Here is a 23,961-nt window from a genome sequence, read left to right as displayed (position 1 = left end):
GTCAAAATTTTTTCAAATTATCTGATAATATATCAATAGTTATCAATTATCTTCATTATACGCAAAATATAAAAAGTAATTTTTCTCAATTCACATCTATATATCACAATTTATATAATTTAAATTCATAATATTTCGATACTTATATATAAAATACGGTTATTATTGTCTTATCTTAAATTATATAGCTAAATACAGTGCACTTTCTTCAGGTATATTTTGGAAATTATTTCAAGTTTTCAATATAAATTTTCATAAAAAAAATCATCCACAAATATTTACAATTAAAGCTTATTTGTATATACAGTCATATATTTTATTTCTACATTGTAAATTATCATACATTATGCTAAAATCAACATATTCTAACACTTTAAATTAACAAAGATAGGGGGAAATTTATGACTTCAGATAATCATCGCCCAACAGCTAGGATATTAGATATTTTAGAAGCATTAGCTGAATCTGAGAATGGATATACTCTTACAGAAATAGCAGATGCTATCAATGCTCCAAAAAGTAGCATCTTTCCTATAGTCCATACACTTAATGCTAGAAAATACATTACTATTGATAAAAATACGTCTAAATATTCCATAGGTATACGTTCTTACACATTAGGGTCTTCGTTTTTTGAAAAAAGAACTATTTTTAACTACATAATTGACGAAATGACTAATATAGTTAATTCTTGTTCTGAAACTTGTCAACTTGGTATACTTGACAATAACGAAGTTCTTTATATTGGAAAAGTTGACTCTCCAGAGCCAATTAGACTTATTTCTTATGTTGGTAAAAAGATACCTGCTAATTGTACAGGTCTTGGAAAAGCACTTTTATGTGATTTTGATAAGGAAAAACTAATAAGTTTATATCCAGATGGGTTAAAAGGATTTACAAAAAAATCAATTACTGACTTTGATATTTTATATGACCAGCTTCTTGAAGTTCGTGAAACTCAAATAGCTTCAGAATGTGAAGAATCAATGGAATATCTAAAATGCCTTGCTGTACCAATAAGAAAAAATGGATGTATAAGAGCCGCTGTTAGTGTAACACTTCCACTTTTTAGGTCTAGTGAAGAAAAAATAGAATTGATAAAAAAATTACTTTTAAATGCACAAAAAAATATTCAATCTATGATGGAAGAACGTAATGAAGATATTATAATAAATTAGATTGATAAAAACAAAGTTACTGACTTAATTACAGTAACTTTGTTTTTTTATGCTCTTTTTTATTTTTAATATTTTTATTGACATGATAAAAATACTATGTTAAATTCTAATCATAATCGTAATTACGAACTTAGTTCTTATATAAAAACTCACAATATATATTTTAACCTCAAAACCAATATATAATATGTGAATTAGTATAAGACTATTATAGGTATGTATATTTTACATAAAAATTAATTCAAAAAAGGAGATTTTAACTATGAGTATCTATTATGTACCACCAATAAACTTACTTGGAAAAGGGTGTCTTAGTGAAGCTAAAGATACAATTAAATCCTTAGGCACTAAAAAAGCATTTATCGTTAGCGATAAATTTCTAACTTCAAATGGTACTGTAAAAAAAGTAACAGATATGTTATCTCAAATAGGTGTAACCTTTGCTGTTTATGATGAAGTTAAACCAAATCCAACTGTAACTAATGTTAACAATGGTCTTAAAATACTAAAATCAGAAAATTGTGACTTTGTTATAACTATAGGAGGTGGTTCTCCACAAGATTGTGGCAAAGCTATTTCTATATTAGCTACCAATGGAGGAGACATTAGAGATTATGAAGGTGTAAATAAAACTTCAAAAAAATGTCTTCCTATAGTTGCAATAACTACTACTGCTGGTACATCAGCTGAAGTTACAATAAATTATGTTATAACAGATGAAGATAGACATGTAAAAATGATAATGGTTGATACAAATGCACTAGCTACAATGACAGTAAATGACCCAGAATTAATGATTAGTAAGCCAGCTAACTTAACAGCAGCCACTGGTATGGATGCACTTACTCATGCTATAGAAGCTGTGGTGGCTAATGGAGCTTATGATGTTACAGATTCAACTGCACTATATTCTATAAAACAGATATTTGAATATCTTCCTAGAGCTGTTAAAGATGGTAATGATATAGATGCTAGAGAACAAATGTGTTATGCTTGTTTTTTAAATGGAATTGCATTTAGTAATGCAGGTCTTGGAAATGTCCATGCCATGGCTCATCAATTAGGAGGTTTATATGATTTACCTCATGGAGTATGTAATGCTATGTTACTACCAATAGTTGAAGAAGAAAATGCTAAATCTGCACCTTCTAAATTCCGTCCAATAGCTGAAATTATTGGAATGAATATACATGACAAATCAGATAAAGAATGTGTTGATTTTGTAATAGATAAAATAAAGGCTCTTTCAGAAGAGGTAGGAATACCAAAATCTTTAAAAGATGTTGGTGTTGATAATCCTAATTTTGAATTGCTTGCTGAAAATTCTATGAAAGATGCTTGTGCTGGAGCCAATCCTGTTTTCTTTGATAAAGACAAAATTATAGAATTATTTAAGAAAATCTCTTAGTATAATAATACTTATAAATTAATTATGTATATTTATAAGGGAGTGTCTCAAAATATTTTTATTTAATTATTGACACTCTCTTATTATTTAAATTCTTATCTTTAATTTTATTTTAAACTCCTTAAAACTAATAAATAATATTTTTAATGAATTATAACTGTTGTCGTGTCAGGTATATTATCATATATCCATTTAGCATTTTCTGTACTTAGTCTTATACATCCATGACTAAGAGCTTCACCAAGTCTACCATCTATTATATAACTTCCAGTTGAATTATATAACACAGAATGATAATAATACCCTCCTTTAATACGAGTGGCATACTTAACTGAATACTCATCAGTCCCAAAAGAAGGTTTTCTACCACTTATATAAAAAATCCCTGTTATAGTTGGAGTTTCAGGTTTACCTATAGTACATTCCCATTTATATAATTGCCCCCAGCCACCATTATCTTTCTTAAAAATATAAGTGTATTTATTTTTAAGGTCTGTGGTAATTAGATAGTCACTAGTACTTTTAATATTATTTTCATTAACAAATTTAGTCATATCAGTATAAAAATACTTATAGTCTAATTCATTAGGTTTATTTCCATCATTTGACAAGAAATAATTAAAAACATATCCTGTTTTATCGTCATATACAACTTTACTCCAATCACCATCTACCTGTAGAACTTCGACTCTAGACTTTTCAGGAATTACTGTAATTATATTAGAAGTTGTAGACTTATCTTCTCTTAAATTTAAATTACTCCAAGCATATTCACTTACTGATATTAAATCCTTGTATACATACCCTTCTTGAAAATTATAAATTACTTTAATCCAATCGTCTTCTTCATCTAGAACCTCTAATTTAGAACCTTGAGGTATTACAGTTATAATACTTGAACTTGTAGATTTAGCAGACCTCAAATTTACATTTACTAAAGCATATTTATATATAGGTGCTCTGTACTTTTTAATGTTTATTTTAAATAGCTTCACACATACCCATCCTCTCATATGTCTTTTTACAATACTTTATGAAATTCGATATATATTCGTTCTTCTATTTTTAAACTTACTCTGTATAATTAAAGGTTATTATCCATTTAAATTTACAATATTACAGTCTTTAATATATTCTTCAATTATACTTCTAGCTACATTAAAATAGCTTATACATTTATCAACTATAACAGCATCACTACTAACTACTCTATCCAGTTTTTCTAATATAACATCTGCATTTTTTACTAGCTCTACTTCTGTTTCAATTTTCCATTCCTTGGCATGCTCTAATATCTTATACCTTAGATTTCCAGAATTAGAAACTGGTGCATCTAAGTAAAATTTAATTTTTGGAGCTTTATATTTATTAAGAAACTTTCCTATTAAATTTAAAGCTTCTTCTGTTTTATCTATAATTTTATATGTTCCTCTAAGACCTGCTAAATCTCTTATATTTCCATCTCTACCTATGACTAGAGTTCCTCCAGATAATGCTACTTCTAGAGCTATTATTAAATTAAAGCCATCTATGTATATAATTCCTTCATTTATTTTATCTAAGGAAAGTATCTTTGATTGTCTTATTCTATTTTTTTCATCAGTACATACTGCTCTTTTCAGTGCATCTCTTTGTCTTATTGAAAACTGATATCTATCTCCCACAAAAGTTACAACAGGGTCTATTTTATAATCTCTATTTATTAACCATTCTATTTCTTCTTGAGCTCTTACAAGTCTTATAAGTTCTTTCCTTGAAAACCAACGTTTGTCACTCTCATCAAATCCCCTTTTAGATATTTTATTCATAGAATATTTCACCACCTTGATATTAAGTTTGCTAATATTATCTTATCCATTTATATTACTCAATATTTAGATTATACCTTTTAATGCTCTCTTATAATACAAAATAATAACTTTCACACTATATTTATACTTTATAATGTAAAAAAAGAATACTATTAGTAAATTCTCATAGTATCCTTTCTTTAAAATTTATTTATAATGATAATTTTAGGCTTTATTTATATATTAGACTTATTCTATACTTCCTTTATCATATTAGGAGATAAAACATCATTAAGAGCCTCTGTCATAGTTGGATGTGCATAAACACGGTCTCTTAAATATGTGTATTCTACTTCTAAATCTACTGCTAACTGAATTAAATGTATAATCTCACTAGAATCTTCACATATCATGCTAGCACCAAGTATCTTATTGGAATTTTTATCTATTACGATTTTTATAAATCCATCTGTCTTTCCAATTTGTTTAGCTCTTGGAATTGCATCAACTGGCATCTTTGCTACTAATACATCATATCCTTTTTCCTTTGCTTGTTTAACATTAAGACCAACTCTTGAAAATGCTGGACTTATAAATATAGCATTTGGTATATTTTTTCTATTACTAGTTGTTCTAGTCTTATTTCCAAATAATTGATTGATTATTATACGATAGTCATCTAGTGATATATAAGTAAATTGAGGTCCTCCATTTATATCTCCTATAGCCCATATGTGTTCTTTATTAGTCTTAAGGGTATCTGATACTTTAATAAATCCTCTTTCATTTAATTCTATACCTGCATTTTCAAGTCCTAAACCTTCAGTATTTGCCTTTCTACCTGTAGCTACAAGTATTATATCACTTGTTATTTCCTTTAATTCACTATTTATCTCATATTCTACTGTAGCTAAATTAGAAACTTCCTTAATCTCTTTTACATTTGTATTATTTATAATTTTTACATTTCTCTTTTCAAGTAATTTTATTATTTCTTCTGAATCCTCAATATCTTCATTTGGTAAAATTCCATTATTTGAATTTAATATTGTGACTTCTGTTCCAAATGAACTATAGATACCTGCAAATTCTAAACCTATAAACCCAGCACCTATAATTGTCATTTTTTTAGGTAGAGTTCTCAAGTTCATAAGAGATTCACTATTATATACTATTTTATTATTTTCGATACCTTTAATATTAGGTATAAATGATTTTGAGCCAGTATTGATAAATATCTTATCTGATACTAATTCATAAACTTCATTTTCAGTTTTTACTTCTACTGTATTTTCATCAATAAAAGTACCCATTCCTGTAAATACAGTTACATTATCATTTGAATTTAACTTATTATAGTTAGCTTCTCTCAGCTTTGTAATTAAAATTTCTTTTTTATCTATAGCTTTTTCATATTCGATTTGTGCATCATTCCAAGAGTTTATATTTCTTATATTGTTTGCTGAATTTTCTAAGCTTTTAGTTGGAATACATGCTACATTTATACATGTTCCTCCATACATTTTATTTGATTTTTCTACTAAAGCTACTTTTAATCCTCTATTAGCCAAATCTCCTGCTAATGTTTTTCCGCCTTTTCCAAATCCTATTATTATTGCATCAAATGTTTTTTTCATATAATTTTCAACCCTTTCCTTCGTTATTTATACTCTTACTATAACAAGGTTTTCTAGGTGATACAATTAGGTACTTTTTTGTAACCTTATACTTAATATTTTTTATTTTTCTGATTTTCAATGAAAGACTTCATGGTCTCTTTATTCATTGCTCCTGGAATGTACTGAGTTACATATCCTTCTTTATCAATTATAAATGTAGTTGGAAAAGCATTAATTCCATATTGATATGCTAGTTCTCCATCTTCATCAAGTGCAACAGGAAAAGTATATCCTTCATCTTTTAAAAAGCTAATTACATGTTCTCTTGAACCTTCTCTTCCTAAATTTGGTGATGCTACCCCTAAAATTACTACATCTTCATTATTTTTCTTATACTCTTTATACAACTGCTCTATATGAGGCATTTCCTCTTTACATGGAGGGCACCATGTAGCCCAAAAATTTAAGAACACAACCTTACCTTCATAATCACTTAATTTGTGTGTTTTACCATATTGGTCAGTTAAAGTAAAATCAATGGATTTTATTCTTTCTTCATCATTAGAGCCGTTATCATTATTTTCATCATTAGATTCTTTTTGATTGTCTTTGTTGCTAGACTCCCCTTGTGTATTGTCATTAGAATTTTCTTGTTTATTCTCTCCTTGATTCACACTTTGATTATTTTCAACTTTATTTTTTTGTGGAATATTAAAGTGCTTGCCCACACTTTCAAATCCATTTATCATCATTAATATTCCTGATATTATAAGTATAGCCCCACCTATCTTTTTAATAATTTCCATATTAGATTTTATTTTATCGATAGTCTTAAATAGCTTACTATAGAACATAGCTGTAATTATAAATGGCAAAATAAATCCAATAGTATATACTACTATTAAAAGATTTGCATTCAAATGATTAGTTGAACTAGAAACCATTACTAATACAGATGCTAATATTGGTCCGATACAAGGAGTCCACCCAAAACTAAATGTAAATCCAAGTAAATACGCTGTTATTGCTTTCATTTCTTTAAACTTTACATTCAATCTTTTTTCTCTATTTAGTATTGAAGATTTAATTATTCCCATGTAAAACAATCCCATGATAATAATTATAATCCCACCTATAAACATTATTAAATCTTTATTCTCATTAAAAAACATACTCAATACTCTTACTGATGACCCTAGTATAAAAAAGGTTGTCGAAATTCCTAGAGTAAATAAGATAGTATTTTTAAATAGAGAACTTCTTATAAAATTCGTTTTTCCCTCTTTTAAATTTTCCACACTACTATTGGACAGTATACTTAGATAAATAGGTAGTATTGGTAATATACATGGTGAAAAAAACGATAGTATTCCTTCTATAAATACTACAAATAAATTTACATTTTCCAAATTAAAATTCCTCCTTATTCTATTTCCACTATTAAAAGAAAAAGTTATGTACTTTTTTGTTTTTACTTTTATATTCACTCATAGCTTAATTAAGTCACTGTAAATTTAAAAGCAAATTTAAAAACTTATTTATCACAATTTAAATTCTTATTGCTCCACATAATCATCTTTTCCATAACAGGAAGTAATAGTAATCCTGACTCACTTAAAAAATATGTTGATTCTACAATATTATTAACTGACTTTTTTTTGTTGATTATAATTCCTTGCTCAATTAAAAAATCTAATTGTTGAGTTAACATTTTCTTACTACATTCTGGAATAATTCTTTGTAATTCGCCAAATCTTTTTTTATCTTTTTGTAACTCCCATATTATTATAGCCACCCATTTTTTACCTAATATACTTGATAATGCCTCTACTGGACAGTCATATATCATATCATCTATATTGTACATTTTATCTCCTCTTTCTTTTTATTAATTATTAAGACATGCTTTTATTTCATTTATAAATGTGTTGATATTTACTAATTTAAGGTTTTTAATATATATTTTGGTTTTAAAATATTTCTAAGGTTTTATATAACTACTATATCAGTTTTATAAATACATCACAATTGGATACTTTTTTGTAACTACATATTTGTAACTATATAAAATTAAAGTTAATTATGTTAAATAAATTTAGTTATTATATAATAATTCTTTATCTAAGTTCTTTATCCTGTTTTAATAATTTTTATATATAACATCAAACCCATATCTTCGTATTTACCCAAATTTATACAAATTAAAAAATCTGACAGATTTTTGTCTGCCAGATTTTTAAATGATAAACTTATCTTTATAATAGTAAGAAAGATAACATGCTGATACAAGATAATTTTCTGGTAAAGATATTATCTCTAACTCTCTGTTCACAGATTTTTCAACAATTGATTTTTGAATCTTATTATCCATTAACACCTTCATAAAGATTTTCTTTTTTATCTACTCTAACTTTAAACCATTCAGCCATGATACAATATCGTTCTTTGCCTCTTCAACATCATTTCTAGAAACGGTAAATCCATCTTTTAAAACTGTTGCTTTAGGTTCAAGCTCAGAAATTGTATTTATAGTATCTGCAAATCCACTACCACCATGAGTATTGAAAGGAATAATCGTTTTTCCAGAAAAGTCGTACTCGTCTAAAAATGAGTATAAAATCATTGGTATATCGCTCCACCAAGTAGGATAACCAATAAAGATTGTGTTATATTGGCTTATATCGTCGATATGATTTTTTAGTTCTGGTCTTACGTTATCAGATTGCTCTTTTTTTGCCACTTCCACCAGAACATCGTGTTCAGTCGGATATTGTGTTTTAGGTTCTATGCGAAATATATCTGCTTCTGTACTTTCTTGAATGACATTTGCTACATATTGAGTATTTCCTATTACTTCGCCATCAATGACAACTATACTATTTGCTTCCTCTTCTGTCATATTTTTGGGGTCAGTAGTTTCTGGCATGGAGAAATAAACTACTAATGTTTTTCCTAAATCCTCCTGTTGTCCTTGTTCATTTTGAAATGTTTGCTTTGAGACATTATTGTTTTCTTTATTTTCTGAATCAGACGCTCCACAGGCTGTCATAATAAACATAAGCATTAAACCTAGAAAAATCGTAACTGTTTTTTTCATTCTCTTCTCTTCCTTGTAATTTTTATATTTTTCCTTTTCGTTCTTCAATCATATTTACAAACATATCAACTGTTTCTGGTGTCTGATGATTGAAAAATAAACTTGTGTTTGTATCTAACATAGCGACCTTACACATATCCTCATCTGAAAGCTGAAAATCAAAGATTTCAAAATTCTCTTTCATACGTTCGATATGAGTGGATTTAGCTAATGCAACAATATCTCTTTGCATAAGCCACCTTAAAATAACTTGTGCAATGGATTTATCATGTTTATCTGCAATTTCTTTTAAAACAGGATTCTGAAACATATTGCTTTTTCCTTCTCCAAATGGTGCCCATGCTTCTATTTGTACACTTCTTTTTACCATGTTTTCTTGTGCTTTTACTTGTTGGTTAAATGGGTTTGTTTCAACTTGATTTACATGTGGTGCAATCTTGTTGAAAGACGCTATGTCCGCTAACCTATCTGGTGAAAAGTTACTAACGCCTATTGCTCTGATTTTTCCAGCTTCGTATAAATCTTCTAGTGCATGATAAGCACCATAATAATCACTGAATGGTTGGTGCAATAAAACTAAATCTATATAGTCTACTTTCATCTTTCTCATAGATTGTAAAATGGACTGCTTCGTTTTCTCATAACCATAATTATCAATCCATACTTTTGTAGTAATGAATAATTCTTCTCTTTTCAGACCACATTTGCTGATTGCATTTCCTACTTCTTCTTCATTAAAATAAGATTGAGCGGTATCAATATGTCTATAACCAACACTGATTGCCTCTAACACGCACTTTTCACATTCCTCTTTTGTTATCTGAAATACTCCAAAACCTAATTTTGGTATTTTCACGCCATTACTTAATTCAACATATTCCATTATTTATTCCTCCTTGACATTGTACATTTTTGGGTTACAATAGAATTATACAAGCCGGTTGTTACTACCGGTCAATACCTAATTTTAAAAAAATTTAAATATGTTTGGAGGAACTCTTATGTATTCTATGAAAGAAGTATGTAAACAAACCAATCTAACTTATGAAACATTAAAATTTTATTGTAATGAGGGACTTATTCCCAATGTCAAAAGAGATAGCCGCAATTATAGGACTTTTGATGAAAGAGATATAGAATGGATAAAAAGTTTATCATGCTTAAAAAACTGTGGCATGAGTATCAAAGAAATGAAACATTATGTATCATTATGCTTAATGGGTCAGTCCTCAATTCCAGAAAGGAAAAAAATATTAGAAGCTAAGAAAGATATGTTACTTAGACAGTTGCAGAAATTAAATGATAGTATAGAATATATTGATAAAAAACAGCAATTTTATAATGATATTATAAATAATAAAATAAAATATACAAGCAACCTAATCAACGTGAGATAAATTATCCAATTACTATCTTTATGGAGTATCAATTCAAACTGTGAAATCTGTGACGCTTTTTACCATAATAAAAAGGGTTCACATATCAATCCTTCATCCTCTTGGTTATCGAGTACAAGAAATAAAATCAACACATATAAAACCATAATAGTAGCTATTATTTCTTCTAATTTTGACGCATATGCAATCCAACTTACAGAACTTCCAGATTTGACTAGATACCCATTCATTAATTTTATACTAGTTGCGCTTATTGCCATAGGAAATGTAAATGCAGCAAAGCTTGGATAAAAAGGTAATCTTAATAATTTTGGTAAGTATCCCAAAACTACAATGTAAAATACAATTGACGATACAAATAATAAGTATAATATAACACTATTTTTATTTGAAAAAGAATTGATGTAACCAGACAATAATAATGAGCCTGGTGCAGCTAAAGTCGGTAAAGATGGTTCAGGCATCTCCTTGATTATCCATACTCTCTTTAAAACTATTGGTATAAGAACTATATAAGATATAAACCCTATCCAAAAAGCAATTTTACCAATTAAAAGTTGATTAAATACTGGTGCTGTCACACTAGCTGTAACTACTCCAACATAAACTATATACCAAGATGGAAATACTGTCTTTATTGAAAAATTAACTAAAAACTTCTTACTAAACAATACTACTAATACCATATGTCCCACAATTCCTATACCCCAAATTACAATACCTAATTCTGGAGATAAAGGTTTTACATATATAGCAAATATCATTGTAGCCATTGTTATAGTTGGAAATGTACTTAAAACTAAGGGATTTTCTAGTTGTTCTTTTACACTTTTTCTAAGCAATATTATTTTAACTATATAAATTGCATATAAAGTAAATCCTATAAATCCAATTACATTATGTAATGATTCACTATAGGATTGTAATAAGTTGCCTAGAGCAAATATTGATAGAATCAAACTTGCAATAGGTATAGGATATTTCTTTAATAAATTCAAAATATACCTCCTTTTCACCAATCTATCTATATTTTCAATATATCAAGATTTTGGTCAAGTTGACATATTGTAGTGATTCCTATCTTATAGAAAATATCTATTTATACTTATTTTACTATTACAATTTTCTATATTTTTTAACATATTAAAATAGTGTTTATTTTACATTTACTTTTTTCTATATTTTTTTACATATTAAAATAGTCACCATTTTATGTTTACTTTTAATCAAATATACTAATCTGATTATTATTGTCTTTATCTATTTTAATAGTCTTCATATCTCTAACAGTTATTTTTGCATCTTCTCTTATAGCACCCACAAGTACTCTATTCTCTTCATTGTATAGTCTACAATTTTTTTCTACTTGTGTATAATTAAAATTAGCATAACAATATAAACAATAATGTCTACAAGTATTGTACTGTCCTATGTCAACACTCTTAATACATCCACAAATGTCCCTTTGTGTATCATCCTTTTTGACTTTCACTTCACTACCTATAATCTTTGATATTAACTTATCATCAATACACTTACTGTTTCCAATGCCAAACTTACTTAAATTATATTCATCACAGCATATTTCAAGTGTTATATTATACTTATGAGATATTCTAAAAAGTTCCTTCGACAACATTTCTATTTCTTTAATTTGTATAGGTTTTATATGTAATGATTTTGTATTAAATTTTGTTTTCTTGTATAAATCTATAAAACTTATTATACATTTTTCTGTAAATCCATTAAGTTGGCTACATAATCTATCAAATGCTTTTATATGATAATCTAAGTTATACTTTTCACTTAGAAAAATTGGGTCATATCTCAAAATTACTCTTTCTTTTCCTATGCTTCTAGACAATTCTTTAAATGACTCTATTATCTTCTTTTTATCCAAAATTCGTGTTTCTACATCTTTACCATATGGAGTTATAGTATAGTGAAAATAATATTTGTAGTCTTTTAATTTATTCAAATCACATATCATTGGAGTTGCATCTTTGGTCCAAAATACAAAGCAATCAACAGTATGCGGATTTAACTCTATCTTACTGACTTGTTTTGAATTCATCGGATTAACAACATACACAAAACCCTCTTTAAGTCTGTTAAAAAACCACTTACTATAAAAAGCAGGTATATCAGTTCTTCTACTTACACTTACTATCATAATTTAGCCTCCATCCAAAAGTATAGTTGTTGTCACTCTTAGAATTGTCCAGAACACATTCTACACACATTATTTACTAATTTTTCTTAACACAGTAACATACTTTTTATATCCTATTATCCCTAGACAATATAGGATGTATTTTCTTTGCAGAGTTTTTTCATTTTATCATACACAACGCCACTGTCTCTCTCATCTGTCATGGTCACAATTATATCACTTGCCTTGAGAATTGTTTTTCCTTTTGGAATAATTTCTTCTCCTCCTCTTTGAATGGCTACCAAAAGACAATTTTCTGGCCATTGAATATCCTGAATTGCTTTGTTGGCAACAGGAGAACCAAACATAACAGAAAACTGATCTAGTATTTTCTCTCCCCTCTCTCTATGAACAGGTTCTCCATTGTTCTCAAGTAATCTCTCCAGAAGACTTTCATAAATCGGCTTAGATTTCAGAAGTGTAGCCACAATATATGCTACAATTGAAATAACGGATAGGGAAAGCATCTGACTAACAGAACCTGTCATTTCAAAAATCAATATAATTCCAGTCAAAGGCGCACGTACAATGGCAGTAAAATACCCTGCCATAGCCAGAAGTACAAAATTATTGACATAGTCTAGGTTCATTCCAAAAAACTGTACACCTACCATTCCGAACATGCCCCCAATAAAGGCTCCTAAAACAAGTAGTGGAAAAAATATTCCTCCTGGAGCACCAGACCCAAAACTGACAGCCGAAAATACAAAACGGATGACAAAAATCAAAGCTACCATTCCCAGCAGATATTCATGGCTTGTAAGTGCTTCCACCAGATTATGCCCACTTCCCAGCACTTCAGGCATCAAAAGACCCAAAATACCAGCCATTAAAAATGGAATCAATATTTTTCCAAATGTACCTATTTTGGGAATCTTTTTATACAGAGACTGAACAAATAAGGTAAACCAATTATAAAATGCCCCCATAACTCCAAGCACAACACCTAGAATCAGTATCAACCAATAATAACTCTGTGGTAACACATTTCCAATGTCAAACTGGAATACTGATTCCACTCCTAGAAAATTAGCTGATATATAGTCCGCTGTTAGAGATGCTGTCATTACAGAAATCAAAACAGACACTGAAAAGTTTTTATGTACTTCTTCCAGTGAAAACATGACGCCTGCCAGTGGTGCATGGAAGGCTGCTGATAATCCTGCACTTGCACCACAAGTGAGCAAGAACTTTTCCTCTGTTTTTCCTCTATCAAGAGCTCTGGAAATACCCTTTCCTGCCATAGCACCAAGCTGGATAGAAGGTCCTTCTCTTCCTAAGGCAAGACCACCCATAAGCGATAAGAATCCTCCAACAAATTTGGCTGGCAACACACGCCACCATACTTGCTTGATTTTCCCTGTCATCTCTCCTTCTAGCTGAGGAATACCACTCCCTGAAATCATTGGCTCCCAATTTACTAGCCTTGATACAATCCACGCAAGCAGTGCAAGCACTGCAAACCAGACTGCTATTTTCACATTTGAACCTTTTACAAAATTTAATATTTGGTTGAGCCAAGTACCAGCCTGCCCCAAAAGTATCCTATATAAAAGTACAATCAAACCAGCTATAGCACCTACAAGAAGCCCTTCTCCAATCAAAATAACTTGAAATCGCTCGGCCCGCTTAATTACATGAGATGTATCTTTTTTCATAATCTTTCTCCTCCACTCCATAATTCGGTGCAATATGAACAAATATATTTTTTAGTTCATTTCGCACAAAATCATCTATTACTTTTCTTCTATATTTGATACACATAACCAACTTATAATGTAATGTAAATACTGAATGACTATTGTTATCCAACTTAGTTTCATCGTATTTACCACTGAATCAATAATACAATACATTTTTGGAAAAATAAAGAAGGACATATTATTTTATTTTTACTTTACTCTTGACTTTAATAAAAAACCATGATAATATTAGTCCTAAATCAGACTAATATTTTGGAGGAAAAATACCATGAAAGATGATATAAAAAAACATATTAAAGAATATTACGCTTATTGGCTTGGTCTAAATAATCTGTACGACGAATGGGCCAAATCATATAACATGAGTGTACATTCACTATTTGCACTATATGCAATATGGGAAAATCAAGAAAATTGCACCCAAAAAATTATATGTGACGAATGGCTTATGCCAAAGCAAACTATAAACTCTGTACTAAAAAATTTTAAAGACAAAGGCTATATTGAACTATTGGTTAATGAGAATGATAGACGTAATAAAATCATTCATCTAACTCCAATAGGAAAAATTTATGCACAAGATGTTCTTCAAGATTTGCTTAAGCTTGAGGAATCTGTTATGCACAAAATGGGGCAAACAAATAGAGAATCAATGACAAAAAACAATGCTCTATTTTTAGAACTATTCAAAAAAGAAATGGAGACTAAAAAATAACTATGGTAAAGAAACAATTCTTAAAAAATGTACTACCCTCTATGTTAGCTTTTGCTTTTTCAGGTGTTTATGCCATTGTAGATGGATGGTTTGTGGGTAGAAATATCGGAGATGCAGGACTTGCTGCAATCAATATTGCCTATCCACTGACTGCATTAATTCAGGCAATTGGGACAGGAATTGGTATGGGTGGAGCAATTCAAATTGCTATATGTCTTGGTAGAGGTGATGAAGATGAAAATAAATATCTTGGAAATACTATTTTTATATTACTTGTGGCTTGTATAATTTCCACAATAATATTAGGTTTGACTTCTCAATCAATTTTAAGAATATTTGGAGCTGAGGGAGAAATCTTAAATCATTCAATATCTTACATAAAAATTATTATTTATGGAGCAACATTCCAAATTATTGGTACAGGTCTTATCCCAATTATTAGAAATTATAATGGTTCATTAGTGGCAATGTCTTCTATGATTGCAGGCTTCTTAACAAATGTAGTTTTGGATTGGTTGTTTGTTTCAGTATATTCATATGGATTATTAGGAGCTGCAATAGCCACAGTCATTGGTCAAATAGTTACTCTACTTCCTTGTATTTTATTTTTGACTATTAAAAAGAAGTTATTTGGATTTGCTATATTTAAACCTATGCCATACTTCTTTAAAAAAATAATCGAAGTTGCTGTTTCTCCATTTGGATTAACACTTTCTCCAAATATAGTCATTATAATTCTAAATAAAGGTGCTCTTTCATATGGTGGTGCACAAGCTGCTGCTTGTTACGCAGTTGTAAGTTATATAATTTGTATTATTCAATTACTTTTACAAGGTATTGGTGATGGATGTCAGCCATTGATTGGAAATTATTATGGTGCAAATAATTTAAAGTCTGTAAATGAAGTTAGAAAAATGGCCTATATCACAGCATTTACAACTTCAATTGTTTGTATGATTGCAATTTATCTTCTTAAAGATAAAATACCAAACTTCTTTGGAGTATCAGACATAGTAGCACAAAGCATTTCTAGTGTACTTCCAATTTTTATTTCAGGATTTTTATTTATAGCATTTTTACGTATTACAACATCATTCTTTTATGCAGTCAGAAAGAATCTGTTAGCATATATTTTAATTTATGGAGAGCCTTTACTACTTACTGCTCTAGTTGCTTTGATTTTACCAAACATACTGGGATTAAATGGTGTATGGATTTCTGTACCTTTGACACAAGCTTGTCTTGCAGTAGTTGGTTTCATTCTATTAAAAAAATATGCTAGATTAGACACATTATAGGCAAATATTTTATTGAAAATTATTTAAAAATATCCTTATAGTTTTTAGATTTTATTATTAAGCTTTTATTTCCTCTTCTAGCTTATGCTGTTATTGACAATTACCTCAGTTATTGTGTTTATTCATATTAAATTTTACAAAGGGTGCAATTATTAAGCACCCTATAAATTTATTAAAAAAAAAAACTAAAAACCAATAAAAATCTCTAGCTCATATCTATATTATAATTTTTGATTTGCATATTTCAATGACCATGGGCAATTCACCATACATTTTAAAACACAAAAACATTTAGAAATATCAATTATAGACTCTCTTCCCCCTTGATGAGTCCAAGCATTTCCATGTATAGCTTTTGCAGGGCATTTTTCTACACAAACATTGCAATCACCACATTTCGAATCAATCAAAGGATGCTTTTCAACAGAAATTGGTGCATCTGTAAGTACTGTACACATGCTAAAAGCACATCCAAATTCCTCAGTGATAAATAAATTATTTTTTCCCATGAATCCAATACCACTAATATTCGCTATTGTCTTGTGTGGTAAAGGGCTAATACCTGATTGCATCTTAGGGTCAATATATCCTCTTTCAGTGTATCTATGTTCTATATTATTTTTTTCTGATTGAGCATAAGCACTATAACCTTTTGTTTGAAGATATTCAGAAATCCAATCAGCTAGTTTTTCCATCTTTTCCTCTTTTTCCAAAAACTCATCACTATCTGTAGGTAAATTATTGTATATATCTTTAATAAACTTCTTTGATAATCCTATACAAAATAAAATTGCCTTAGAAAAGCCTCGTGTTTGATTTATTGGAAATTCAGATATATCAACAAAACGAATAATGTCTACACCTTCGTTGTACAAAATAGATTTCAACTCATCATTCATTTTTGACTCCTTTCACAGTTAATCAAGTAAGAAATAGCTCTATATACTAATAGATTCTGGCGTTTTATTATGTTAACCAATACTTTGTACACTCTTTATTTCTACTCATAAAACCATATTCAATTAAATATCTTCTAATCGTTGCAAAATCATAATATATAGACTCTAAAATTTGATTAACTTCTTTTTCTGAATATTGCTTTCCTTGCTCAAATTGTTCTAAAATTTTAGACAAAATAACAACTTTTTTCTTTTCTTTTGATGAAAAAACTTTTAATTTTAGAGGGTTCATACTTTCAAATGATGTTTCTAAAATGTGTTTTCTTTCTTCTTCAGTTACTACATATCTCTCATCTACCATTTTGGCATGTTCGTGGATTGGTATTATAGTACTATCTCTATTAGATTTATCTTCAAATACAGATTCATATAAAGCCAAGTATAGCTTAGCTTGTTTTGCTTTTTCTCTAAACATAAATTTTTGATGACGTATTGTAGAGGTAGATACTCCAAGCTCTTTTGCAATTTCTTTATCTGATAAATCACTAATAAATAATTTAAATAATTGTTTTTGATTATCAGTTAATGTATTGTACTTTGAATCATTATTGACTAATTGTTCCAAATAGTCACCATGTTTTAATTCTGTATGCAATTCAATAGCTCTTGATGCTTCAAAAAATCTGTCACCAACTCTGTATATTTCTCCTACTTCATACGTTTTTCCACAAATAATGCAACTATAGCAATTTAAGTCTGCATTGAATACATAACCTTTTTTAATATCTTTAATAGAAAGATTTTCAATCTTCATATTATTCACCTCCATCATATGGTTTATCATTTTAATAAACATATAATACTAAAGTTTATTATTATTGTCAACATTTCTATTTTAAGTTTATATAAATTATGTGTATCTAACTTTTAAATTACAATGTATCTCCAAACAATATATTTAAATCTCTATTTGAACAATTACTATTTATAATTAGGTATTTTTCTATCTAAATATAAACGTACAAAACTAATTACAAAAAAATAAAAGGAACTACTCAATTTAGAATCAAGCAAATCCCTTTTTATCTAACATATTTATATTAAATTTATATTGTACAATTTTATATTAAATTTACATTGTACAACATAAGTTTATAGACAGTAATCTTTTATTTTATACTTTTTATTTAAACTCAATTACAGTATCTTTTCCACCCTCTACACTATTACCTACATTATATGTATTCATATTGTACTCTGAATGATTAGTTATTGTAACTGGAGTAATAAGTGAGATACCATTTGATTCAATTAATGAACGGTCAATTTTTAACATTGGTGCCCCCTCTTTTACTTGGTCTCCTACACTTACTAATGCTTCAAATCCTTCACCTTTTAAGTTTACAGTATCTAAACCAACATGAATAAGAAGTTCCATTCCATTTTCTAGTTCTATAACAAATGCATGTTTAGTTTCTGCTACAACTGCCACCTTACCATTAGCTGGAGCATAAACAATATCACCTGTAGAATCTATAGCTACACCTTCGCCCATAAGTTTTTGAGAAAATACAGCATCTGGTATTTTAGATAACTCTATTACCTTTCCTGATATTGGTGATTTTATTGATTTTTTCTTAAACATTTTAAACATAAAATATACTCTCCTTTTTACTTTTAACCATTATTAGCTGCCTTTAGTTTTTCACCTAGGCTTCCTCCTGGATGATATTTATAAAAATCAGCTGAGTCAAAATTACTGTTTTTAGATAATGCACATGCAATAGAATCTCCTAAAACCAAAGTAATTGTAGATGATGTTGTTGGTGCTAAATTTAAGTGGTCAGCTTCATCCTTTGCAGGATATATTAAAGCATAATCGCATTCTTTTGCCAGTACTGAATTTCTATTTGAAGTAAAAGCAATCGTTTTAGAACCTATTGCTTTAACGTATTTTATACAATTTACAACTTCCATAGAATTTCCACTATTTGAGATTAAAATTGTAATATCTTGACTTTCAATCATTCCTAAATCTCCATGTACTGCTTCTGTTGCATGTACAAAAAAACTTGGTGTACCAGTACTTGCAAATGTAGCTGCCAATTTTTTACCTATATGTGCAGATTTACCTACACCCATAAAAATTACTTTACCTTTACAGTTTGCAATTTCATTAACTATATTTTCATATTCAATACCTGCTTCATCTATTAAACACTTTATAGCATTCATTTCAGTAGTCATAACATCAACCATTGTTTTTAAATAGTTCATAATCATCTCCCCTTCTATATTAAATATTTTCTGTAATATAATCTATAGTTTTTTTAATTCTATTTAAGCCATCTTCAAGTTTTTCTCTTGAACATGCAACATTTAACCTTAAATAAAACTCACTTTCCTCTCCATATACCTTGCCTGCCATAATAGCCACTTCACCAATATCTATCAATAGCTTTTGGAATTTTTCACTGCTTATTTTAAGCTCAGAGAAATCAATCCAAGCAAAGTAACAACCTTCTGGCATAACCAATTTTAATGGCTTTAAATTATCTTCTATATAGTTAATTGTATATTGAAGATTCTCTTTAAGGTATTTCAGTAACTCATCTAGCCAATATTCACAATCATTATAACAAGTCATTGTCCCCAAAATAGCTAATATAGCTGGTGAATTTATAAAATCACGATACCTAGTTATATTTTCAAACTTAGTTCTTATCTCTTCATTTGGTATAATTACATATGACCCAGTCAATGCTGGTATATTAAAAGACTTAGATGCTGATGTACAAATAAATATAGACTCTAAATAATTGTCTGCCACATTTAAAACAGGTGTCATTTTATTATCATATACAATATCCATATGTATATCATCCGATATTATTTTTACATTATTCTCCTTACAAATCCTTACCATCTTAATAAGCTCTAATTCACTCCACACTCTACCTGTTGGATTATGAGGATTACATAAAATAAATATCTTAGAATCTTTACACTTTTTCTCAAAATCCTCAAAATCAATAGAGTAAAACCCATCCTTATTTATAAGAGGAGATTTTATAATATTGCGATTGTTATTTCCTATTACTTCATAAAAAGCATTATACGCAGGAGTGTTTATTAATACTCCATCACCTTCATCACTAAAAATTTCAATGAGTTTACTAATTGAATACATTACACTTGGACTGTAATATATCCAATTGCTATCAATACTACAATTAAATCTCTTAGAGTACCAATTTCTGATAGAATCTTTAAAATCATCGTGCTTCCATCTGCTATATCCTAATACTCTATGATTTAACCTTTCTTTCAATACTTCTGTTATCTCATTTGGAAATTCCAAATCCATATCTGATATTGTAAAAGGAAGTAATCCTTTTTTTCCAAATCTATCTTCTACATAATCCCATTGGGTACAATATGTACCCAATCGGTTTACTTTTTTATCAAAGTTAATCATTACATGCCTCCAAATGACCTTCCATCGCCTTATCCATTTGCTTTCTTAAAGAATACACTTGAGTACCTATAATTACTTGAATTGTATGTTCATCTAATTTAACAACAGCTATACCACCAGCTTCTTTAATTGCATCTTCATTTATTAGTGATACATCTTGTAATTTTAAACGTAATCTAGTTACACAATTGTCTAATGATAATATGTTAGATTTCCCTCCTAGTGCTGCTATCATTTGCTGACCTTTGTATGTAGATAGATTTTTAAAATCTGAACCATTCCCTTCAGAAACTTTTATTTCTTTATCTTCACGTCCCGGAGTTTTTATATTAAATTTAAGAATTGCCCATTTAAATACAAAGTAATATATTGCAAAGTATAAAGCTGCTACTAATACTGCTATTGGCCATCCTGTAGCTGTTCCTCTCAATACTCCAAAACTTATAAATGCTATTAAATCTCCTGTGAATCCCATCAATACACCCAAGTATGGAAGTACCATGTTTGCCAAACCATTCATAAATGTATGGAAAGCAAATAATGCTGGTGAGATAAATAAAAATAAAAACTCTATTGGTTCACTTATACCACCTATAATAACTGTCAACACTCCTGATATTAGAAGTCCTTTAAGTGCTTTTCTATTTTCTGGTTTTGCTGTACGATAGATAGCTAATGCTGCCCCAGCTAAACCATATTGAATCATTAATTTACCTTGCTCCATTTTACCAGCTAAATCAAGAGGTATAATCTGATTATTCTCCACATATGCCATAAACATGTTCAATGTTCCAAAGTATGTTTCTCCATCAATAACAGCAGTTCCACCTATTGGTGTAAAACGGAATACAGATGTTACAAGGTGGTTTAATCCAAATGGTATTGTAACCCTTTCAGCTACTGCATATGAGAAATATCCTAATGGCCCTGCTGAAGAAATCCATCTTCCTAAACTTTGGAATGCATTAAAAAATGGTGGCCAAACAATAGGTATTAATAAACCAACGATACTCATAACTATTAAACTAACAATTGGAACTAATCTTGGTCCACTGTAGAATCCTAATGATTCTGGTATTTTCAAATTACTAACTTTATCATACATTGCATAAACAATTAAACCTGCTATAATACCACCTAAAACACTTGTGTTATATGTTTGTATACCCATAATCATAGCTTGACCATTAGTTGACATTTGGTCTGCTGCTACTAATAAATCAGCTCTTGTTAAATAAAAATTTGTACCTATATGCATTGCTATAAATCCTACTAAACCTGAAAATGCACCAAACTCTTTTTCTTTTTTTAATAATCCTAGTGGAATTGCCATCGCAAATAATGCCCCCAAGTTATTAAATGCAAATAATCCTATTGTTAACATAAAATTTAAAATCATATTAACATATTCATTTCCTAGAAATGGAACCATTGCAATCATCTTAGGGTCTGTAAAACCAGCCCCAAGACCAAGCATCATACCAGAAACACTAAGTAGTGCTATTGGGAACATAAACGTTTTTCCTAACATTTGGAAGAAATTCCATAGACCTAACTTATTTTTTTTCATATTTTCACCCTCCTATTTTTATATAAAAACATAATCTAATTTATAGAAAAACCTAAATCAAAAAACTTAATCCAATCACTAAGTTCAATGATTTAGGTTTTGCCTGCTCAACCAGTTACAACCCTAAAAGCCATTGTCTGTATTTAATAAAAAAGCCTAAATCAAAAAACTTAATCTAATAACTAAGTTCAATGATTTAGGTTTTGCCTGCTTAACCAGTTACAATCCTAAAAGCCATTGTCTGTATTTAATAAAAAAACCTAAATCAAAAAACTTAATCTAATAATTAAGTTCAATGATTTAGGTTTTGCCTGCTTAACCAGTTACAATCCTAAAAGTCACTGTCTATATTCAATAAAAAAGCCTAAATCAAAAAACTTAACTAAAATTAAGTTCAATGACTTAGGTTTTGCCTGCTTTATCAGTTACAATCCTAACAACCACTGTTTGTTATTTTATTTATATGAATCATTAGATATAATTCTTCTTCTTTACTAATTTTATATTCAAATCTGTCTAATACCAATGCTGCAATTTCTTCAGTACATACTTTAGGTTTATTATAGTTTTTATTTACTAGTTTATACATATCTTCAACATCACTATCTTTGTAAGTTTCTTTTCTTAAAATTCTTTGAACGAAAAACTTTAAGTGAGTTATAAGCCTAGAGTAGTTCAGTGAATTTACATCTAATTTAAATCCATGTACTTCTTCTATTATCTGAACAACTTGTTTTGAAAACTCTAGTATATTAATACCTTCATCTTTTTGAGAATTTTCTAATCCATTGATTATATGAATAGCAATATATCCTGCTTCATCTTCAGGCAACCTTATTCCTATCTTTTTTTCAATTTCATCAATTGCCCATAATCCAAATTCAAATTCTTCTCTATAAAGTTGTTTTGTTTCATTCAGTATCAAATTTGGTAATTTTATACCCTGTTTTTCTCTTTGGACAGCGAATTCTATGTGACTAGTTAAAGCCAATATTATTGAATCATTTACTTGAGTATTTAAAACTTCATTAGCTTTTCCTATAATTTCCTCTGAAATTTTAAAATATTCAATTGAGGTTTTATTAAGTATTTGATTGTATTTGTCTTTTTGATTATCTTGAACAAAATATTTCTTAGAAATCAAACTTTCATCTATCAAATCTCCTACTTTTTTCTTAAATCCAACTCCAGCACCAGTTACAATTATCTCTGTGCCATCTTCTAGGGAGCTTACTACTACATTGTTATTAAATATTTTTTTTATATTCACTATAAATCCCCTCTGAAAAAAATGTTCCATCACACTTACATAGTATATTATATTTAATTTAATGTCAATATTTAAAATTTTACTTTCGCATATATTTTGCATTTTACCCTATAATACTACAATTGCAAAACATTTTAACTAGTTGAAATCAAATTGTCGTTTTTTGTGTTTTTTTCATTTAAATATATTTAAATATTTTATATCTATATTCAATTCTTTAAAGTTATTCAATATTTTTTATTCCAATATATATTTTCCAGTATTTTCAAGTATCTTAATTTGCATTCATTAAGTATTTATTGAAATTCAGATTATATTGTATTATAA

Annotated in this window: 24 protein-coding genes; 5 read left to right on the top strand and 19 right to left on the bottom strand. The window is 28.7% G+C overall.

Annotation, left to right across the window (positions count from 1 at the left end; translation table 11 throughout):
• The first annotated feature begins 401 nt into the window (after positions 1-401).
• The gene (locus tag KGF48_RS07905) at positions 402-1,178 is read left to right on the top strand and encodes an IclR family transcriptional regulator (RefSeq protein ID WP_227829603.1); all 777 of its coding nucleotides are present in this window, start codon (positions 402-404) and stop codon (positions 1,176-1,178) included.
• 262 nt (positions 1,179-1,440) lie between these two features.
• A complete protein-coding gene (locus KGF48_RS07900) occupies positions 1,441-2,586 on the top strand; it encodes an iron-containing alcohol dehydrogenase (protein ID WP_227867898.1) in 1,146 nt (381 codons plus the stop codon).
• A gap of 143 nt (positions 2,587-2,729) precedes the next feature.
• On the opposite strand, the gene KGF48_RS07895 is transcribed toward KGF48_RS07900, so the two are convergent.
• The 8 genes from KGF48_RS07895 to KGF48_RS07865 all read right to left on the bottom strand — a co-directional run bounded on the left by KGF48_RS07895 (position 2,730) and on the right by KGF48_RS07865 (position 9,975).
• Entirely contained in the window at positions 2,730-3,599 is an 870-nt protein-coding gene (locus KGF48_RS07895; RefSeq protein ID WP_227867897.1) for a L,D-transpeptidase family protein, read from the bottom strand.
• Between the two features lie 81 nt (positions 3,600-3,680).
• The gene (locus KGF48_RS07890) at positions 3,681-4,394 is read right to left on the bottom strand and encodes a DUF434 domain-containing protein (RefSeq protein ID WP_227839826.1); all 714 of its coding nucleotides are present in this window, start codon (positions 4,392-4,394) and stop codon (positions 3,681-3,683) included.
• Between the two features lie 236 nt (positions 4,395-4,630).
• Positions 4,631-6,013, bottom strand: a complete 1,383-nt coding sequence (locus KGF48_RS07885; RefSeq protein ID WP_227839825.1) for an FAD-dependent oxidoreductase — start codon at positions 6,011-6,013, stop codon at positions 4,631-4,633.
• Between the two features lie 92 nt (positions 6,014-6,105).
• Complete coding sequence (locus KGF48_RS07880) at positions 6,106-7,404, bottom strand: cytochrome c biogenesis protein/redoxin (RefSeq protein ID WP_227867896.1); 1,299 nt, start codon at positions 7,402-7,404, stop codon at positions 6,106-6,108.
• A gap of 125 nt (positions 7,405-7,529) precedes the next feature.
• Positions 7,530-7,862 (bottom strand): winged helix-turn-helix transcriptional regulator, encoded by a 333-nt coding sequence (locus tag KGF48_RS07875; protein WP_227829609.1) that lies wholly within the window; start codon positions 7,860-7,862, stop codon positions 7,530-7,532.
• Positions 7,863-8,231: 369 nt separating this feature from the next.
• Complete coding sequence (locus tag KGF48_RS20275; protein WP_255642495.1) at positions 8,232-8,366, bottom strand: hypothetical protein; 135 nt, start codon at positions 8,364-8,366, stop codon at positions 8,232-8,234.
• Positions 8,367-8,396: 30 nt separating this feature from the next.
• Positions 8,397-9,092 (bottom strand): flavodoxin, encoded by a 696-nt coding sequence (locus KGF48_RS07870; protein ID WP_227867895.1) that lies wholly within the window; start codon positions 9,090-9,092, stop codon positions 8,397-8,399.
• Positions 9,093-9,114: 22 nt separating this feature from the next.
• On the bottom strand, positions 9,115-9,975 hold the full coding sequence (locus tag KGF48_RS07865) for an aldo/keto reductase (RefSeq protein ID WP_227839822.1): 861 nt from the start codon (positions 9,973-9,975) through the stop codon (positions 9,115-9,117).
• Positions 9,976-10,093: 118 nt separating this feature from the next.
• Here KGF48_RS07865 and KGF48_RS07860 point away from each other — a divergent pair, with 118 nt between their 5' ends.
• Entirely contained in the window at positions 10,094-10,489 is a 396-nt protein-coding gene (locus KGF48_RS07860) for a MerR family transcriptional regulator (protein WP_227839821.1), read from the top strand.
• Positions 10,490-10,548: 59 nt separating this feature from the next.
• Here KGF48_RS07860 and KGF48_RS07855 read toward each other — a convergent pair whose 3' ends face one another.
• The 4 genes from KGF48_RS07855 to KGF48_RS07840 form a co-directional block, all read right to left on the bottom strand.
• On the bottom strand, positions 10,549-11,487 hold the full coding sequence (locus KGF48_RS07855) for a TDT family transporter (protein WP_227867894.1): 939 nt from the start codon (positions 11,485-11,487) through the stop codon (positions 10,549-10,551).
• Positions 11,488-11,711: 224 nt separating this feature from the next.
• A complete protein-coding gene (locus KGF48_RS07850) occupies positions 11,712-12,662 on the bottom strand; it encodes a DUF1848 domain-containing protein (RefSeq protein WP_227839819.1) in 951 nt (316 codons plus the stop codon).
• Between the two features lie 122 nt (positions 12,663-12,784).
• Positions 12,785-14,359 carry a ClC family H(+)/Cl(-) exchange transporter gene (locus KGF48_RS07845; RefSeq protein ID WP_227839818.1) on the bottom strand — a complete coding sequence of 525 codons (1,575 nt, stop codon included), beginning with the start codon at positions 14,357-14,359 and terminating at the stop codon, positions 12,785-12,787.
• Positions 14,331-14,513 carry a transposase gene (locus KGF48_RS07840; RefSeq protein WP_227839817.1) on the bottom strand — a complete coding sequence of 61 codons (183 nt, stop codon included), beginning with the start codon at positions 14,511-14,513 and terminating at the stop codon, positions 14,331-14,333. The genes KGF48_RS07845 and KGF48_RS07840 overlap by 29 nt, the downstream gene beginning before the upstream one ends.
• Before the next feature lie 159 nt (positions 14,514-14,672).
• Here KGF48_RS07840 and KGF48_RS07835 point away from each other — a divergent pair, with 159 nt between their 5' ends.
• On the top strand, positions 14,673-15,119 hold the full coding sequence (locus KGF48_RS07835) for a MarR family winged helix-turn-helix transcriptional regulator (protein WP_227842837.1): 447 nt from the start codon (positions 14,673-14,675) through the stop codon (positions 15,117-15,119).
• Positions 15,120-15,121: 2 nt separating this feature from the next.
• Positions 15,122-16,417 (top strand): MATE family efflux transporter, encoded by a 1,296-nt coding sequence (locus KGF48_RS07830; RefSeq protein WP_227839815.1) that lies wholly within the window; start codon positions 15,122-15,124, stop codon positions 16,415-16,417.
• Positions 16,418-16,638: 221 nt separating this feature from the next.
• Here KGF48_RS07830 and KGF48_RS07825 read toward each other — a convergent pair whose 3' ends face one another.
• From KGF48_RS07825 to KGF48_RS07795, 7 genes are all read right to left on the bottom strand, one after another.
• Positions 16,639-17,316, bottom strand: a complete 678-nt coding sequence (locus KGF48_RS07825) for an epoxyqueuosine reductase (RefSeq protein WP_227839814.1) — start codon at positions 17,314-17,316, stop codon at positions 16,639-16,641.
• A 67-nt stretch (positions 17,317-17,383) separates the two neighbouring features.
• Positions 17,384-18,130 carry a DUF2087 domain-containing protein gene (locus tag KGF48_RS07820; RefSeq protein WP_227839813.1) on the bottom strand — a complete coding sequence of 249 codons (747 nt, stop codon included), beginning with the start codon at positions 18,128-18,130 and terminating at the stop codon, positions 17,384-17,386.
• Positions 18,131-18,499: 369 nt separating this feature from the next.
• Positions 18,500-18,970 carry a PTS glucose transporter subunit IIA gene (locus KGF48_RS07815; protein WP_227867893.1) on the bottom strand — a complete coding sequence of 157 codons (471 nt, stop codon included), beginning with the start codon at positions 18,968-18,970 and terminating at the stop codon, positions 18,500-18,502.
• 23 nt (positions 18,971-18,993) lie between these two features.
• Entirely contained in the window at positions 18,994-19,593 is a 600-nt protein-coding gene (locus KGF48_RS07810; RefSeq protein ID WP_227829622.1) for a KpsF/GutQ family sugar-phosphate isomerase, read from the bottom strand.
• 19 nt (positions 19,594-19,612) lie between these two features.
• Entirely contained in the window at positions 19,613-20,794 is a 1,182-nt protein-coding gene (locus tag KGF48_RS07805; protein ID WP_227867892.1) for a MalY/PatB family protein, read from the bottom strand.
• A complete protein-coding gene (locus tag KGF48_RS07800) occupies positions 20,787-22,364 on the bottom strand; it encodes a PTS transporter subunit EIIC (protein ID WP_227839810.1) in 1,578 nt (525 codons plus the stop codon). The genes KGF48_RS07805 and KGF48_RS07800 overlap by 8 nt, the downstream gene beginning before the upstream one ends.
• A gap of 433 nt (positions 22,365-22,797) precedes the next feature.
• Positions 22,798-23,634, bottom strand: coding sequence for a PRD domain-containing protein (locus tag KGF48_RS07795; protein WP_227839809.1), 837 nt, complete (start codon positions 23,632-23,634; stop codon positions 22,798-22,800).
• Between the last annotated feature and the right edge of the window lie 327 nt (positions 23,635-23,961).

Origin of the sequence: Clostridioides sp. ZZV15-6388, from assembly GCF_020657755.1 — a bacterium.
In the GTDB taxonomy this organism is placed as follows: domain Bacteria; phylum Bacillota; class Clostridia; order Peptostreptococcales; family Peptostreptococcaceae; genus Clostridioides.
This window is presented reverse-complemented; position numbering and strand designations above follow the sequence as displayed.